The organism is Escherichia sp. MR, from assembly GCF_005280595.1.
Taxonomy (GTDB): Bacteria; Pseudomonadota; Gammaproteobacteria; order Enterobacterales; family Enterobacteriaceae; genus Escherichia; species Escherichia ruysiae.
Map to the genome: position 1 here is coordinate 94,153 of NZ_SZVK01000011.1, position 16,843 is coordinate 110,995.

General features: G+C 51.7%; 18 protein-coding genes. 16 read left to right on the forward strand and 2 right to left on the reverse strand.

Translation table 11 applies throughout. The features are described 5' to 3' along the window. Position 1: 1 nt before the first annotated feature. Positions 2-367: a 6-carboxytetrahydropterin synthase QueD gene (gene queD / locus FC814_RS07330; RefSeq protein ID WP_137325737.1), complete on the reverse strand. Its 366-nt coding sequence runs from the start codon at positions 365-367 to the stop codon at positions 2-4. A gap of 315 nt (positions 368-682) precedes the next feature. Here queD and cysJ point away from each other — a divergent pair, with 315 nt between their 5' ends. From cysJ to FC814_RS07355, 4 genes are all read left to right on the forward strand, one after another. Beyond that, positions 683-2,482 (forward strand): NADPH-dependent assimilatory sulfite reductase flavoprotein subunit, encoded by a 1,800-nt coding sequence (gene cysJ, locus FC814_RS07335; protein ID WP_137325738.1) that lies wholly within the window; start codon positions 683-685, stop codon positions 2,480-2,482. Then, the gene (gene cysI, locus FC814_RS07340) at positions 2,482-4,194 is read left to right on the forward strand and encodes an assimilatory sulfite reductase (NADPH) hemoprotein subunit (protein WP_001290645.1); all 1,713 of its coding nucleotides are present in this window, start codon (positions 2,482-2,484) and stop codon (positions 4,192-4,194) included. Before cysJ ends, cysI begins: the two co-directional genes overlap by 1 nt. 73 nt (positions 4,195-4,267) lie before the next feature. After that, on the forward strand, positions 4,268-5,002 hold the full coding sequence (gene cysH / locus FC814_RS07345; RefSeq protein ID WP_137325739.1) for a phosphoadenosine phosphosulfate reductase: 735 nt from the start codon (positions 4,268-4,270) through the stop codon (positions 5,000-5,002). 264 nt (positions 5,003-5,266) lie between these two features. Then, the gene (locus FC814_RS07355; RefSeq protein ID WP_000956460.1) at positions 5,267-5,419 is read left to right on the forward strand and encodes a Hok/Gef family protein; all 153 of its coding nucleotides are present in this window, start codon (positions 5,267-5,269) and stop codon (positions 5,417-5,419) included. Between the two features lie 124 nt (positions 5,420-5,543). On the opposite strand, the gene iap is transcribed toward FC814_RS07355, so the two are convergent. Further along, the gene (gene iap, locus FC814_RS07360; RefSeq protein WP_137325740.1) at positions 5,544-6,581 is read right to left on the reverse strand and encodes an alkaline phosphatase isozyme conversion aminopeptidase; all 1,038 of its coding nucleotides are present in this window, start codon (positions 6,579-6,581) and stop codon (positions 5,544-5,546) included. Positions 6,582-6,832: 251 nt separating this feature from the next. On the opposite strand from iap, the gene cysD reads away from it, so the two are divergent. From cysD to rpoS, 12 genes are all read left to right on the forward strand, one after another. Continuing rightward, entirely contained in the window at positions 6,833-7,741 is a 909-nt protein-coding gene (cysD, locus tag FC814_RS07365; protein WP_000372392.1) for a sulfate adenylyltransferase subunit CysD, read from the forward strand. A gap of 1 nt (position 7,742) precedes the next feature. Beyond that, positions 7,743-9,170 (forward strand): sulfate adenylyltransferase subunit CysN, encoded by a 1,428-nt coding sequence (gene cysN / locus FC814_RS07370; RefSeq protein ID WP_137325741.1) that lies wholly within the window; start codon positions 7,743-7,745, stop codon positions 9,168-9,170. Next, positions 9,170-9,775, forward strand: coding sequence for an adenylyl-sulfate kinase (gene cysC, locus FC814_RS07375; RefSeq protein ID WP_001173681.1), 606 nt, complete (start codon positions 9,170-9,172; stop codon positions 9,773-9,775). The genes cysN and cysC overlap by 1 nt, the downstream gene beginning before the upstream one ends. A 49-nt stretch (positions 9,776-9,824) precedes the next feature. Beyond that, a complete protein-coding gene (locus tag FC814_RS07380; RefSeq protein ID WP_001246115.1) occupies positions 9,825-10,148 on the forward strand; it encodes a DUF3561 family protein in 324 nt (107 codons plus the stop codon). A 193-nt stretch (positions 10,149-10,341) separates the two neighbouring features. Further along, positions 10,342-10,653 carry a cell division protein FtsB gene (ftsB, locus tag FC814_RS07385; RefSeq protein ID WP_000517479.1) on the forward strand — a complete coding sequence of 104 codons (312 nt, stop codon included), beginning with the start codon at positions 10,342-10,344 and terminating at the stop codon, positions 10,651-10,653. Positions 10,654-10,671: 18 nt separating this feature from the next. Then, the gene (gene ispD / locus FC814_RS07390) at positions 10,672-11,382 is read left to right on the forward strand and encodes a 2-C-methyl-D-erythritol 4-phosphate cytidylyltransferase (RefSeq protein ID WP_085461083.1); all 711 of its coding nucleotides are present in this window, start codon (positions 10,672-10,674) and stop codon (positions 11,380-11,382) included. Then, a complete protein-coding gene (gene ispF, locus FC814_RS07395) occupies positions 11,382-11,861 on the forward strand; it encodes a 2-C-methyl-D-erythritol 2,4-cyclodiphosphate synthase (protein ID WP_113391368.1) in 480 nt (159 codons plus the stop codon). Before ispD ends, ispF begins: the two co-directional genes overlap by 1 nt. Next, entirely contained in the window at positions 11,858-12,907 is a 1,050-nt protein-coding gene (gene truD, locus FC814_RS07400; RefSeq protein ID WP_000568937.1) for a tRNA pseudouridine(13) synthase TruD, read from the forward strand. The genes ispF and truD overlap by 4 nt, the downstream gene beginning before the upstream one ends. Next, complete coding sequence (gene surE / locus FC814_RS07405) at positions 12,888-13,649, forward strand: 5'/3'-nucleotidase SurE (protein ID WP_032226071.1); 762 nt, start codon at positions 12,888-12,890, stop codon at positions 13,647-13,649. The genes truD and surE overlap by 20 nt, the downstream gene beginning before the upstream one ends. After that, positions 13,643-14,269, forward strand: coding sequence for a protein-L-isoaspartate O-methyltransferase (pcm, locus tag FC814_RS07410; RefSeq protein WP_000254703.1), 627 nt, complete (start codon positions 13,643-13,645; stop codon positions 14,267-14,269). Before surE ends, pcm begins: the two co-directional genes overlap by 7 nt. A gap of 139 nt (positions 14,270-14,408) precedes the next feature. Then, on the forward strand, positions 14,409-15,500 hold the full coding sequence (gene nlpD, locus FC814_RS07415; protein WP_137325742.1) for a murein hydrolase activator NlpD: 1,092 nt from the start codon (positions 14,409-14,411) through the stop codon (positions 15,498-15,500). A gap of 62 nt (positions 15,501-15,562) precedes the next feature. Beyond that, positions 15,563-16,555 carry an RNA polymerase sigma factor RpoS gene (gene rpoS / locus FC814_RS07420; RefSeq protein WP_000081550.1) on the forward strand — a complete coding sequence of 331 codons (993 nt, stop codon included), beginning with the start codon at positions 15,563-15,565 and terminating at the stop codon, positions 16,553-16,555. The last annotated feature ends 288 nt before the right edge of the window (positions 16,556-16,843 follow it).

Sequence of the window (16,843 nt, forward strand, 5' to 3'; positions counted from 1 at the left end):
ATCATTCGCCGCGATAGATGCAACCTGCGGTGCAGGTTTCTTTCACCATAACCGCACTTAACAACGGAACAACCGGTTTAACCTGATCCCAAATCCATTTTGCTAAAACCTCGCTGGTCGGGTTTTCCAGGCCAGGAATATCATTGAGATAATAGTGATCGAGGCGATCATAGGTTGGTTTAAATGCCGCTTTCAGTTCAGCGAAATCGATAATCCAGCCCGTATGCGGATCGACTTCCCCGGTAATTTCCAGGCGCACCATAAAAGAGTGCCCGTGAAGGCGACCACATTTATGCCCTTGTGGGACGTGTGGCAAGTGGTGAGCGGCTTCGAAGGTGAAATCTTTAAATAACGTGGTGGACATCATAATTTCTCTACAGGACGACAAAACGGGCGTAGAGTACCGGAAAGCCTGTTTTTTCGCATTATCTAAAATGGGTTTGTTGCGCAAAATAGCCTAATTATCTTAATGATGGTCGATATTTATTTAATTTTCATTGGGTTAATAAATCTATTTTGTTGTTAAAGACTATTGCTAAAACAGGTTAGTCGATTTGGTTATTAGTTATCGCTATCCCGTCTTTAATCCACACCGTTCGCCCCGTTAACCTTACCTTCTCTTTTGTTTTATGGGCGCAGACAGGGCGCAGAAACAGCTTTGCTTACTGGAACATAACGACGAATGACGACACAGGCCCCACCTTCCGCTTTGCTTCCGCTGAACCCGGAGCAACTGGCTCGCCTCCAGGCAGCCACTACTGATTTGACACCTACCCAGCTTGCGTGGGTATCCGGCTATTTCTGGGGAATACTTAACCAGCAGCCAGGTACACTTGCAGCTACACCTGCGCCTGGCGCAGAAATGCCGGGTATCACCATCATCTCCGCTTCGCAAACGGGTAATGCTCGCCGGGTCGCTGAAGCGTTACGTGACGACTTATTAGCGGCAAAACTGAACGTTAAGTTGGTGAACGCAGGCGACTATAAATTCAAACAAATCGCCAGTGAAAAACTGCTCATTGTGGTGACTTCAACACAAGGGGAAGGGGAACCGCCGGAAGAAGCCGTCGCGCTGCATAAGTTCCTGTTCTCCAAAAAAGCGCCGAAGCTGGAAAATACCGCTTTTGCCGTGTTTAGCCTTGGTGACACCTCTTATGAGTTTTTCTGCCAGTCCGGTAAAGATTTTGACAGCAAGCTGGCGGAACTGGGCGGTGAGCGCCTGCTCGACCGTGTTGATGCTGACGTTGAATATCAGGCAGCCGCCAGCGAATGGCGCGCCCGCGTGGTTGATGTTCTGAAGTCCCGCGCGCCTGTTGCGGCACCTTCGCAATCTGTCGCTACTGGCGCGGTAAATGAAATTCACACCAGCCCGTATAGCAAAGAAGCGCCGCTGGTGGCGAGCCTTTCGGTTAACCAGAAAATTACCGGACGCAATTCTGAAAAAGACGTTCGCCATATCGAGATCGATTTAGGTGATTCAGGCCTGCACTATCAGCCGGGCGACGCGCTGGGCGTCTGGTATCAGAACGATCCGGCACTGGTAAAAGAGATTGTTGAATTGCTGTGGTTGAAAGGCGATGAGCCTGTCACTGTTGATGGCAAAACGCTACCGCTGGCAGAAGCCTTACAGTGGCATTTTGAACTGACCGTCAACACTGCGAATATTGTTGAGAACTACGCCACTTTAACGCGCAGTGAAACGCTGCTGCCGCTGGTGGGCGATAAAGCGAAGTTGCAGCATTACGCGGCAACCACGCCAATTGTCGATATGTTGCGTTTCTCTCCGGCACAACTGGACGCTGATGCATTCATCGGTATTTTGCGCCCGTTGACGCCGCGCTTATATTCCATCGCCTCATCGCAGGCGGAAGTCGAGAGCGAAGTGCACATCACCGTCGGCGTTGTGCGTTATGACGTGGAAGGTCGCGCCCGTGCGGGTGGTGCCTCCAGCTTCCTCGCCGATCGCGTGGAAGAAGAGGGCGAAGTTCGGGTGTTTATCGAACATAACGACAACTTCCGTTTGCCTGCTAATCCGGAAACGCCGGTGATTATGATTGGCCCCGGTACGGGCATCGCGCCGTTCCGCGCCTTTATGCAGCAGCGTGCCGCCGACGAAGCGCCGGGTAAAAGCTGGCTGTTCTTTGGTAATCCGCACTTTACGGAAGATTTCCTCTATCAGGTGGAATGGCAGCGTTACGTCAAAGAAGGCGTGCTGACGCGTATCGATCTCGCCTGGTCGCGCGATCAAAAAGAAAAAATTTACGTACAAGACAAACTGCGCGAACAGGGCGCAGAGCTGTGGCGCTGGATCAATGACGGTGCCCACATTTATGTCTGCGGCGACGCCAATCGCATGGCGAAAGACGTTGAACAGGCACTTCTGGAAGTGATTGCCGAATTTGGTGGCATGGACACCGAAGCGGCGGATGAATTTTTAAGTGAGCTGCGCGTTGAGCGCCGTTATCAGCGAGATGTCTACTAATGAGCGAAAAACATCCAGGGCCTTTAGTGGTCGAAGGTAAACTGGCAGACGCGGAGCGCATGAAGCTTGAGAGCAACTATCTGCGCGGCACGATTGCTGAAGATTTAAACGACGGCCTGACCGGCGGCTTTAAAGGCGACAACTTTCTGCTGATCCGTTTCCACGGTATGTATCAGCAGGATGACCGCGATATCCGCGCTGAGCGTGCCGAGCAGAAGCTGGAACCACGTCACGCGATGATGCTGCGCTGCCGTCTGCCTGGTGGAGTGATCACCACCAGACAATGGCAGGCGATTGATAAATTTGCTGAAGACAACACGATTTACGGCAGCATTCGTCTGACCAACCGCCAGACGTTCCAGTTCCACGGCATTCTGAAAAAGAACGTCAAGCCGGCACACCAGATGCTGCATTCGGTCGGTCTTGATGCGCTGGCAACCGCCAACGACATGAACCGTAACGTGCTTTGCACCTCGAACCCGTTTGAATCGCAGCTGCACGCGGAAGCGTATGAATGGGCGAAGAAAATTTCTGAGCACCTGCTGCCACGTACTCGTGCATATGCGGAGATTTGGCTCGATCAGGAGAAAGTCGCTACCACTGATGAAGAACCGATCCTCGGTCAGACTTATTTGCCGCGTAAATTCAAAACCACGGTAGTGATCCCGCCGCAGAACGACATCGATCTGCACGCCAATGACATGAACTTTGTGGCAATAGCGGAGAACGGCAAGCTGGTAGGCTTCAATCTGCTGGTGGGCGGTGGGCTGTCTATCGAACACGGTAACAAAAAAACCTACGCCCGCACCGCGAGCGAGTTTGGTTATCTGCCGCTGGAGCATACGCTGGCGGTGGCGGAAGCCGTCGTGACGACTCAGCGTGACTGGGGTAATCGAACCGATCGTAAAAATGCCAAAACCAAATACACGCTGGAACGTGTGGGTGTTGAGACGTTTAAAGCGGAAGTGGAACGTCGCGCGGGGATCAAGTTCGAACCGATCCGTCCGTATGAGTTCACCGGACGCGGCGATCGCATCGGCTGGGTTAAAGGCATTGATGATAACTGGCACCTGACGCTGTTTATCGAAAATGGTCGCATCCTTGATTATCCGGGGCGTCCGTTGAAAACCGGTCTGCTGGAGATCGCGAAGATCCACAAAGGCGATTTCCGCATTACGGCGAACCAGAATCTGATCATCGCCGGTGTGCCGGAAAGCGAGAAAGCGAAGATCGAGAAGATCGCCAAAGAGAGCGGGTTAATGAATGTCGTCACGCCGCAGCGTGAAAACTCGATGGCCTGCGTGTCATTCCCGACTTGCCCGCTGGCAATGGCGGAAGCGGAGCGTTTCCTGCCGTCTTTTATCGACAACATCGATAATTTAATGGCGAAACATGGTGTCAGCGATGAGCATATCGTGATGCGTGTAACAGGCTGCCCGAACGGTTGTGGTCGCGCGATGCTGGCGGAAGTGGGCCTGGTGGGTAAAGCGCCGGGTCGCTACAACCTGCATCTTGGCGGCAACCGCATTGGGACACGTATCCCTCGGATGTATAAAGAAAACATCACCGAGCCGGAAATCCTGGCGTCGCTTGATGAACTGATAGGGCGCTGGGCGAAAGAGCGCGAAGCGGGTGAAGGCTTCGGCGACTTTACGGTGCGTGCGGGCATCATTCGCCCGGTGCTCGATCCGGCACGCGATTTGTGGGATTAACCATCAGCGGGATATTGTAGGCCTGATAAGACGCGTGAGCGTCGCATCAGGCAAGGCAAACAGTGAGGAATCTATGTCCAGACTCGATCTAAACGCCCTGAATGACCTGCCGAAGGTAGACAGCATTCTGGCACTGGCAGAAACTAACGCCCACCTGGAAAAACTGGACGCTGAAGGCCGCGTTGCCTGGGCGCTGGAAAATCTGCCCGGTGAATATGTGCTCTCTTCCAGCTTCGGTATTCAGGCGGCGGTTAGCCTGCATCTGGTGAACCTGATTCGCCCGGATATTCCGGTGATCCTCACCGATACCGGTTATCTGTTCCCGGAAACCTACCGCTTTATTGACGAGTTAACGGACAAACTCAAACTAAATCTGAAGGTCTACAGGGCAAAAGAAAGCGCCGCCTGGCAGGAAGCGCGCTACGGTAAACTGTGGGAGCAAGGTGTTGAAGGCATTGAAAAGTACAATGACATCAATAAAGTCGAACCGATGAACCGGGCGCTGAAAGAACTTAACGCGCAAACCTGGTTTGCTGGCCTGCGCCGCGAACAATCCGGCAGTCGCGCTAATTTGCCAGTGCTGGCTATCCAGCGTGGTGTATTTAAAGTCCTGCCGATTATCGATTGGGATAACCGAACGATATATCAGTATCTGCAAAAGCATGGCCTGAAATATCACCCATTATGGGACGAAGGATATTTATCGGTGGGCGATACCCATACAACCCGTAAATGGGAACCCGGCATGGCGGAAGAAGAAACGCGTTTCTTTGGCTTAAAAAGGGAATGTGGGTTACACGAAGGGTAAATATTGCCGGATAAATTAAACGCCTCTGTCAGAAAAGATGGGGGCGTTTTTATTTTGCGAGCAGCATTCCTGATTTTAAATGTGAACGCCGCAGGGAGAATCAACAGGTATAGAATGGTGTTGGGTGCTTGAGGCTGTCTGGCGTTAAGCATTCGCGAGGTTCCAGATGGACAAAAGCCCCAGGCGATATTTCTATCAACCTGAGGCCAGCGTTCGAACCTAAGCAATTCGGATGTTAGTCTCTTCTTTGCAGGGAGGCAAGACATGCTGACAAAATATGCCCTTGTGGCAATCATAGTGCTGTGTTTTACAGTATTGGGATTCACGCTGATGGTAGGCGACTCGTTGTGTGAGTTGAGTATCAGAGAACGTGGTATGGAGTTTAAGGCAGTTCTCGCTTACGAATCGAAGAAGTAGCCACCACGCGGGGGTAAAACCCCGCGTATTGAATTGTGATGGTTTGGTCTCCTGCACCCTTTTTTTACTCTGTTTCAGGTGGCGTTGATTTCCTGCAGGCACGGGAATAATCAATTAAAACCCATCAAGACGCCTTCGCCAGCTCTTTCACTAGCGGTAGCATTATCCGCATTACATCACGGCAGCGGCGTTCTATTCTTCCAGGAAGTGCCTTATCAATATGCTGTTGATTATCCAGTCTTACATCATGCCAGCTAGTTCCCTCAGGGAATGCGGCTGTTTTTGCGCGTTGCTGATAACCATCTTTATTTCCCAGATTCCAGTTTGTTGCTTCTACCGAAAGTACGGCAATACCGGCTTTGTCGAAAACCTCGGCGTCATTACAACACCCAGTGCCTTTCGGATAATTTTTATTCAAACCCGGATTGGTCGTCGCGGCTATTCCGTGACTGCGCGCAATTGCCAGTGCCCTGTCGCGCGTTAATTGCCTTACTGCTTCAGGGGTTTTTACACCGCTGTTGAAATACAATTTATCGCCAACAATTAAGTTATCGAGATTAATCACCAGCAGCGTATTTTTCTTTTCGGTGTCACTCATCCGCTTGAGTAAATTCTCAGCGCCTAATTTCCCTTCCTCTTCGCCACTGGTCGCCACAAATCGAATACCATACTCGGTAGGCGTATTTTTCAGGCGTTCTGCCAGTTCCAGCATGACACCTAAACCTGCGGCGTTATCATCCATTCCTTGTAACGTCAGCCCGCCGAGATTGGCATCAGCGTCAGCATCGCTCTGCGGGGCGTAGGTATCCAGATGCGCCATAATAATGATCTGCTGCGGCGCTTTGCCTTCATGAGCGGCAATCACCGTACTTCCCGTCACGTTATGCCAGTTTTTGCGATTATCGCGGGCGGTATAAATATATCGGCTATTAAATGTCCGAATATCACTGCGATAACCCATTTGCTGAAACTGTTGCTGAATATAATCGGCAGATAACATTTCTGCGGGGGTTCCGGTCATGCGTCCCGGAAAGAAAGTGGCAATATGTCGTGCCTGGGTATTAGCAAAATCGCCAGGTTTAGGTGACGAGGCGTGTACGGGGAGAATAAAGCATACGCCGAGCGCCAGGGCAGCGGTACGGTGGCGCAATGCGGAAAACATAGTGAGTCCTTAAATACCATGCAAATTTTTTTACCGCCATAGTATGAAACTGCCGCTGCGCTAAAACAATTTCAAATCTTCCTAAATGCCCGAAATCCGGAGCCTTAAGCACTTTTTGATATTAGCTTTGCCAAATCGTTATTCCATTAAGGAACTACTCATTCTAATTGGTAATTTCATTCGTTCTCTTACGCTCCCTATAGTCGAAACATCTGATGGCAAGAAAATAGCGGTATTGCAAAGGAACGGTTATGGATCAAAAACGACTTACTCACCTGCGGCAACTGGAGGCGGAAAGTATCCACATTATTCGCGAGGTGGCGGCAGAATTTTCAAATCCGGTGATGCTCTACTCTATCGGTAAAGATTCCAGCGTCATGCTGCATCTGGCGCGCAAGGCGTTTTATCCAGGTACGCTGCCTTTCCCATTGCTGCATGTTGATACTGGCTGGAAATTCCGCGAGATGTATGAGTTCCGCGATCGCACAGCTAAAGCCTATGGCTGCGAACTGTTGGTACATAAAAATCCAGAAGGCGTGGCGATGGGGATTAATCCATTCGTGCACGGCAGCGCCAAACATACCGACATCATGAAAACTGAAGGCCTGAAACAGGCGCTGAACAAATACGGTTTTGATGCCGCCTTTGGTGGTGCACGCCGTGACGAAGAAAAATCCCGTGCTAAAGAGCGTATCTACTCTTTCCGTGACCGCTTTCATCGCTGGGATCCGAAAAATCAGCGTCCGGAGCTGTGGCATAACTACAACGGACAAATTAACAAAGGCGAAAGTATCCGCGTCTTTCCGCTCTCTAACTGGACTGAGCAGGATATCTGGCAATACATCTGGCTGGAAAATATCGACATTGTTCCGCTGTATCTCGCCGCTGAACGTCCGGTTCTGGAACGCGACGGTATGTTGATGATGATTGATGACAACCGTATCGACCTGCAACCCGGCGAAGTGATTAAAAAACGGATGGTGCGTTTCCGCACGCTGGGCTGCTGGCCGCTGACCGGTGCGGTGGAGTCAAATGCGCAAACACTGCCGGAGATCATCGAAGAAATGCTGGTTTCTACCACCAGTGAACGTCAGGGCCGCGTGATTGACCGCGACCAGGCGGGATCTATGGAGCTGAAAAAACGTCAGGGGTATTTTTAAGATGAACACCGCACTTGCACAACAAATCGCCAATGAAGGCGGCGTCGAAGCCTGGATGATCGCGCAACAACATAAAAGCCTGCTGCGTTTTCTGACCTGTGGCAGCGTTGATGACGGCAAAAGTACCCTGATTGGTCGTTTGCTGCACGATACCCGCCAAATCTACGAAGATCAGCTCTCATCACTGCATAACGACAGTAAACGTCACGGCACTCAGGGCGAAAAACTGGATCTGGCATTGCTGGTGGATGGTCTGCAAGCCGAGCGCGAACAGGGCATCACTATCGATGTGGCATATCGCTATTTCTCCACCGAGAAGCGTAAATTTATTATCGCCGACACCCCAGGGCACGAGCAGTACACCCGCAATATGGCGACCGGCGCATCGACATGTGAGCTGGCGATCTTGCTGATCGACGCCCGAAAAGGCGTGCTCGATCAAACCCGTCGCCACAGTTTTATCTCCACGCTGTTGGGGATCAAACATCTGGTCGTGGCGATCAACAAAATGGATCTGGTGGATTACAGCGAAGAGACGTTCACCCGCATTCGTGAAGACTACCTGACTTTTGCGGAACAATTACCGGGCAATCTGGATATCCGCTTTGTGCCACTCTCCGCGCTGGAAGGCGATAACGTGGCTTCGCAAAGTGAAAGTATGCCGTGGTACAGCGGTTCGACATTGCTCGAAATGCTCGAAACCGTAGAGATCCAGCGAGTGGTGGATGCCCAGCCAATGCGCTTCCCGGTGCAGTACGTTAACCGCCCGAATCTTGATTTTCGTGGCTACGCCGGAACGCTGGCATCCGGTCGTGTGGAAGTCGGGCAACGAGTCAAAGTGTTGCCTTCGGGAGTGGAGTCAAACATTGCGTGGATCGTCACTTTTGATGGCGATCGCGAAGAAGCCTTTGCCGGAGAGGCGATCACTCTGGTGCTGACGGATGAGATCGACATCAGCCGTGGCGATCTGCTGCTGGCGGCAGACGAAGCATTACCGGCAGTGCAGAGCGCGTCGGTGGATGTGGTATGGATGGCGGAACAGCCGCTTTCCCCAGGGCAGAGTTACGACATCAAAATTGCCGGTAAGAAGACGCGTGCTCGTGTTGATGGCATTCGCTATCAGGTTGATATTAATAACCTTAACCAACATGAAGTTGAAAATTTACCGCTCAATGGCATTGGTCAGGTTGATCTCACCTTTGACGAGCCGTTGGTGTTAGATCGCTATCAGCAAAACCCTGTTACCGGTGGGCTGATTTTTATCGATCGCCTGAGCAACGTGACTGTTGGTGCCGGTATGGTGCATGAGCCGAAAAACGAGGCCGCCGTTGCGCCGTCGGAATTTAGCGCGTTCGAGCTGGAACTGAATGCGTTAGTGCGCCGCCATTTCCCTCACTGGGGCGCGCGCGATTTGCTGGGAGATAAATAATGGCGCTGCATGACGAAAACGTCGTCTGGCATAGCCATCCGGTCACTGTGCAACAACGCGAGCAACACCACGGTCATCGTGGTGTTGTGCTGTGGTTTACCGGTCTCTCCGGTTCCGGTAAATCAACGGTCGCCGGGGCGCTGGAGGAGGCGTTACATAAACTTGGTGTCAGTACGTATTTGCTGGACGGCGACAACGTTCGCCACGGTTTATGCAGCGATCTTGGTTTTAGCGATGCCGATCGTAAAGAAAATATCCGCCGCGTCGGTGAAGTGGCGAATTTAATGGTTGAAGCCGGACTGGTGGTGCTGACTGCGTTTATTTCACCACACCGCGCCGAACGCCAGATGGTTCGTGAACGTGTAGGAGAAGGGCGATTTATCGAAGTGTTTGTCGATACGCCGCTGGCGATTTGCGAAGCTCGCGATCCAAAAGGCTTATATAAGAAAGCGCGTGCCGGTGAACTGCGCAACTTTACCGGAATTGATTCGGTTTACGAAGCGCCTGAATCGGCAGAAATTCATCTCAATGGTGAACAATTAGTAACAAATTTGGTTCAGCAATTATTAGATCTACTGAGACAGAACGATATTATCAGATCCTGAGACACCACCGGGTTTCCATGCCCGGTTCGTCAAAGTAACAGGATCAGATATGCGTAATAGCCATAACATTACACTAACAAATAGCGAAAGCCTTACTGAGGATGAAGAAACCACATGGTCGCTGCCAGGCGCCGTGGTCGGTTTTGTCTCCTGGCTGTGTGCGCTGGCGATACCGATGTTGATTTATGGCTCTAACACGCTGTTCTTTTTTATCTATACCTGGCCTTTCTTTCTGGCGCTGATGCCCGTCGCGGTGGTGGTGGGTATTGCGCTGCATTCATTGATGGACGGAAAGCTACGCTACAGTATTGTTTTTACCCTGGTGACTGTAGGTATTATGTTTGGTGCACTGTTTATGTGGTTGTTGGGCTAATTTGTTCTTTCCCGTCTACTCTGTTCATAATTCAAACCGTAACCAATAATGAGATTATGTTCCGCACGCCCTGGGTATACGTAACAATGGACAAATGTGGTACATTTGCCCGCGTTGTCGCGGTATCCCCAACAGAGGATGTAGAGTCGTCTTCGGATGTATGGGATGAAGATGCCGTTTTTCAGGGGGCAGGATGGGTAAACTAACGCTGCTGTTGCTGGCTATTCTGGTCTGGCTACAGTATTCGCTGTGGTTCGGTAAGAACGGTATACATGACTATACCCGCGTCAATAATGATGTGGCGGCACAGCAAGCTACAAACGCGAAACTTAAAGCGCGAAACGATCAGCTTTTTGCCGAAATTGACGATCTCAATGGCGGTCAGGAGGCGCTCGAAGAACGAGCGCGTAATGAACTCAGCATGACCAGGCCGGGCGAAACTTTCTATCGTCTGGTGCCTGACGCGTCGAAACGCGCACAGTCTGCGGGGCAAAACAATCGATAAATCAGCCCAGGAATTAACATGGCAACCACTCATTTGGATGTTTGCGCCGTGGTTCCGGCGGCCGGATTTGGCCGCCGAATGCAAACGGAATGTCCTAAGCAATATCTCTCAATCGGTAATCAAACCATTCTTGAACACTCGGTACATGCGCTGCTGGCGCATCCCCGGGTGTCGCGTGTCGTCATTGCTATAAGCCCTGGCGATAGTCGTTTTGCACAACTTCCTCTGGCAAATCATCCGCAGATCACCGTTGTTGACGGTGGTGAAGAGCGTGCTAATTCCGTGCTGGCAGGTCTGAAAGCCGCTGGCGACGCGCAGTGGGTGTTGGTGCATGACGCCGCTCGCCCTTGCCTGCATCAGGATGACCTTGCGCGTCTGTTGGCGTTGAGCGAAACCAGCCGCACGGGGGGCATTCTCGCTGCGCCGGTGCGTGATACCATGAAACGTGCCGAACCGGGCAAAAATGCCATTGCTCATACTGTTGATCGCAACGGCCTATGGCACGCGTTGACGCCGCAATTTTTCCCTCGTGAGCTGTTATATGACTGCCTGACGCGTGCATTAAATGAAGGCGCTACCATTACCGATGAAGCCTCGGCGCTGGAATACTGCGGTTTTCATCCGCAGCTGGTCGAAGGCCGTGCGGATAACATTAAAGTCACGCGCCCGGAAGATTTGGCGCTTGCCGAATTTTACCTCACCCGAACCATCCATCAGGAGAATACATAATGCGAATTGGACACGGATTTGACGTACACGCCTTTGGCGGCGAAGGCCCAATTATCATTGGTGGTGTGCGCATCCCTTACGAAAAAGGGCTGCTGGCGCATTCTGATGGCGACGTGGCGCTCCATGCGTTGACCGATGCATTGCTTGGTGCAGCGGCGCTGGGGGATATCGGCAAACTGTTTCCGGATACCGATCCGGCATTTAAAGGAGCAGACAGCCGCGAGCTGCTGCGTGAAGCCTGGCGACGCATTCAGGCGAAGGGGTATACCCTCGGCAACGTCGATGTCACTATCATCGCACAGACACCGAAAATGCTGCCGCACATCCCACAAATGCGCGTGTTTATTGCCGAAGATCTCGGCTGCCATATGGATGATGTTAACGTGAAAGCCACTACTACGGAAAAACTCGGATTTACCGGCCGTGGGGAAGGGATTGCCTGTGAAGCGGTGGCGCTACTCATTAAGGCAACAAAATGATTGAGTTTGATAATCTCACTTACCTCCACGGTAAACCGCAAGGCACCGGGCTGCTGAAAGCCAACCCGGAAGATTTTGTGGTGGTGGAAGATTTAGGCTTTGAGCCTGATGGTGAAGGTGAGCATATTCTGGTGCGCATTCTTAAAAACGGCTGCAATACCCGTTTTGTGGCTGACGCGCTGGCGAAATTCCTGAAAATTCATGCGCGTGAAGTCAGCTTCGCCGGGCAGAAAGACAAACATGCAGTGACGGAACAGTGGTTATGCGCTCGCGTTCCGGGCAAAGAGATGCCCGATCTGAGCGCGTTTCAACTGGAAGGTTGTCAGGTGCTGGAGTATGCGCGCCACAAGCGTAAACTGCGTTTAGGGGCACTGAAAGGCAACGCCTTTACCCTGGTACTACGCGAAGTGAGCAATCGCGATGACGTTGAACAACGTCTGATCGATATTTGCGTAAAAGGTGTACCGAACTACTTTGGCGCGCAGCGTTTCGGTATTGGCGGTAGTAACTTGCAGGGTGCGCTGCGCTGGGCGCAAACCAATACTCCGGTACGCGATCGCAATAAACGCAGTTTTTGGTTGTCGGCAGCACGTAGTGCGTTGTTTAATCAGATTGTTGCTGAGCGCCTCAAAAAAGCAGAAGTTAATCAAGTTGTTGACGGCGATGCGCTACAATTAGCCGGGCGCGGCAGTTGGTTTGTTGCAACTCACGAAGAACTGGCGGAATTACAGCGTCGCGTCAACGATAAAGAGCTGATGATTACCGCAGCTTTGCCCGGTAGCGGCGAGTGGGGAACCCAACGTGAGGCTCTGGCATTCGAACAAGCGGCGATAGCCGACGAAACTGAATTACAAGCTTTGCTGCTGCGCGAAAAAGTTGAAGCCGCGCGCAGAGCGATGCTGTTATATCCACAACAATTAAGCTGGAACTGGTGGGATGACGTCACCGTAGAAATCCGTTTCTGGCTTCCGGCGGGAAGTTTTGCGACCAGCGTTGTCAGGGAACTTATCAACACAACAGGTGATTATGCGCATATTGCTGAGTAATGATGACGGGGTACATGCACCCGGTATACAAACGCTGGCGAAAGCCTTGCGTGAGTTTGCTGATGTTCAGGTGGTTGCCCCCGATCGTAACCGCAGCGGCGCTTCAAATTCCCTGACGCTGGAATCCTCCCTGCGAACGTTTACCTTTGAAAATGGTGATATCGCTGTGCAAATGGGAACCCCGACCGACTGCGTCTATCTTGGCGTGAACGCACTAATGCGTCCACGTCCGGATATTGTGGTTTCGGGCATTAACGCCGGCCCCAATCTGGGGGATGATGTTATCTATTCCGGTACGGTAGCCGCCGCGATGGAAGGCCGTCATTTAGGTTTTCCGGCGCTGGCTGTCTCGCTTGATGGACATAAACATTATGACACTGCTGCGGCGGTAACGTGTTCCATTTTGCGCGCACTGTGTAAAGAGCCGCTGCGTACCGGGCGTATTCTCAATATTAACGTACCGGATTTACCACTGGAGCAGATTAAAGGTATCCGTGTCACTCGCTGCGGTACACGACATCCGGCAGATCAGGTGATCCCGCAGCAAGATCCGCGCGGCAATACGCTGTACTGGATTGGCCCACCGGGCGGTAAATGTGATGCCGGTCCGGGGACCGATTTTGCTGCGGTAGATGAGGGCTATGTCTCCATCACGCCGCTGCATGTGGATTTAACTGCGCATAGCGCGCAAGATGTGGTTTCAGACTGGTTAAACAGCGTGGGAGTTGGCACGCAATGGTAAGCAGACGCGTACAAGCACTTCTGGATCAATTACGTGCGCAAGGTATTCAGGATGAGCAGGTGCTGAATGCACTCGCCGCCGTGCCGCGTGAAAAATTCATTGATGAAGCGTTTGAACAAAAGGCCTGGGATAATATCGCGTTGCCGATAGGTCAGGGGCAGACAATTTCGCAGCCATATATGGTGGCGCGAATGACCGAATTACTTGAACTGACGCCGCAGTCGCGGGTGCTGGAAATCGGCACTGGTTCGGGATATCAAACGGCAATCCTGGCGCATCTTGTCCAGCATGTATGTTCGGTCGAACGGATTAAAGGCTTGCAGTGGCAGGCGCGTCGTCGTCTGAAAAATCTTGATTTACATAATGTTTCAACCCGTCACGGCGATGGATGGCAAGGTTGGCAAGCACGTGCGCCGTTTGACGCTATCATTGTAACGGCGGCACCGCCCGAAATTCCTACTGCGCTAATGACGCAACTGGATGAAGGCGGGATTCTCGTCTTGCCGGTCGGGGAAGAGCACCAGTATTTGAAACGGGTGCGTCGTCGTGGGGGCGAATTTATTATCGATACCGTAGAGGCCGTGCGCTTTGTCCCCTTAGTGAAGGGGGAGCTGGCTTGAATTGCGAGGAAATACCTGGAATTTTCCTGGTTATTTTGCAGCAAGTCAGCGTATCGTGAACATCTTTTCCAGTGTTCAGTAGGGTGCCTTGCACGGTAATTATGTCACTGGTTATTAATCAATTTTTCCTGGGGGATAAATGAGCGCGGGAAGCCCAAAATTCACCGTTCGCCGTATTGCGGCTTTGTCACTGGTTTCGCTATGGCTGGCTGGCTGTTCTGACACATCGAATCCACCGGCACCAGTTAGTTCCGTTAATGGCAATGCGCCGGCAAATACCAATTCAGGTATGCTGATTACGCCGCCGCCGAAAATGGGGACGACATCTACAGCGCAGCAACCGCAAATTCAGCCGGTACAGCCTGTCGCTCAGCAACCGGTGCAAATGGAAAATGGGCGTATCGTCTACAACCGCCAGTACGGGAATATTCCGAAAGGCAGTTATAGCGGCAGTACCTATACCGTGAAAAAAGGCGACACACTTTTCTATATCGCCTGGATCACCGGCAACGATTTCCGTGACCTCGCTCAGCGCAATAATATTCAGGCACCATACGCGTTGAACGTCGGTCAGACCTTGCAGGTTGGCAACGCCTCCGGTACGCCGATTACTGGCGGAAATGCCATTACCCAGGCGGATGCAGCAGAGCAAGGAGTTGTGATCAAGCCTGCACAAAATTCCACCGTTGCTGTTGCGTCGCAACCGACAATTACGTATTCTGAATCTTCGGGTGAACAGAGTGCTAACAAAATGTTGCCGAACAACAAGCCAACTGCGACCACGGTCACAGCGCCTGTAACGGTGCCAACAGCAAGCACAACCGAGCCGACTGTCAGCAGTACATCAACCAGCACGCCTATCTCCACCTGGCGCTGGCCAACTGAGGGCAAAGTGATTGAAACCTTTGGCGCTTCTGAGGGGGGCAATAAGGGGATTGATATCGCAGGTAGCAAAGGACAGGCAATTACCGCGACCGCAGATGGCCGCGTTGTTTATGCCGGTAATGCGCTGCGCGGTTACGGTAATCTGATTATCATCAAACATAATGATGATTACCTGAGTGCCTACGCCCATAACGACACAATGCTGGTCCGGGAACAACAAGAAGTGAAGGCGGGGCAAAAAATAGCAACCATGGGTAGCACCGGAACCAGTTCAACACGCTTGCATTTTGAAATTCGTTACAAGGGGAAATCCGTAAACCCGCTGCGTTATTTGCCGCAGCGATAATTCGGCGGAACCAGGCTGTTGCTTGAGCGTTCCGTCAAGGGATCACGGGTAGGAGCCACCTTATGAGTCAGAATACGCTGAAAGTTCATGATTTAAATGAAGATGCGGAATTTGATGAGAACGGAGTTGAGGTTTTTGACGAAAAGGCCTTAGTAGAAGAGGAACCCAGTGATAACGATTTGGCCGAAGAGGAACTGTTATCGCAGGGTGCCACACAGCGTGTGTTGGACGCGACTCAGCTTTACCTTGGTGAGATTGGTTATTCGCCACTGTTAACGGCCGAAGAAGAAGTTTATTTTGCGCGTCGCGCACTGCGTGGAGATGTTGCCTCCCGCCGCCGGATGATTGAGAGTAACTTACGTCTGGTGGTAAAAATTGCCCGCCGTTATGGCAATCGTGGTCTGGCTTTGCTGGATCTTATCGAAGAGGGCAACCTGGGGCTTATCCGCGCGGTTGAGAAGTTTGACCCGGAACGTGGTTTCCGCTTCTCAACATACGCAACCTGGTGGATTCGCCAGACGATCGAACGGGCGATTATGAACCAAACCCGTACTATTCGTTTGCCGATTCACATCGTAAAGGAGCTGAACGTTTACCTGCGAACCGCACGTGAGTTGTCCCATAAACTGGACCACGAACCGAGTGCGGAAGAGATCGCAGAGCAACTGGATAAGCCAGTTGATGACGTCAGCCGTATGCTTCGTCTTAACGAGCGCATTACCTCGGTAGACACCCCTCTGGGCGGTGATTCCGAAAAAGCGTTGCTGGACATTCTGGCCGATGAAAAAGAGAACGGTCCGGAAGACACCACGCAAGATGACGATATGAAGCAGAGCATCGTCAAATGGCTGTTCGAGCTGAACGCCAAACAGCGTGAAGTGCTGGCACGTCGATTCGGTTTGCTGGGGTACGAAGCGGCAACACTGGAAGATGTAGGTCGTGAAATTGGCCTCACTCGTGAACGTGTTCGCCAGATTCAGGTTGAAGGCCTGCGCCGTCTGCGTGAGATTTTGCAGACTCAGGGGCTGAATATCGAGGCGCTGTTCCGCGAATAAGCAAGCATCTGTCAGAAAGGCCAGTCTCAAGTTAGGCTGGCCTTTTTCTTTTGTATGATCCGTCCTGAATAGCGTTGATGGTGACGCCGACTTCTGACAGTAAACTGGTGTGCGAAACCCGATGTCTTTATGAAGAAATTCATGACCGATATTGGCAATAGCGGATCTGAACCAGAGATGATCCTTATCCTGACTGGATTAATTATTTAATTGGTGATGCTGCCAACTTACTGATTTAGTGTATGATGGTGTTTTTGAGGTGCTCCAGTGGCTTCTGTTTCTATCAGC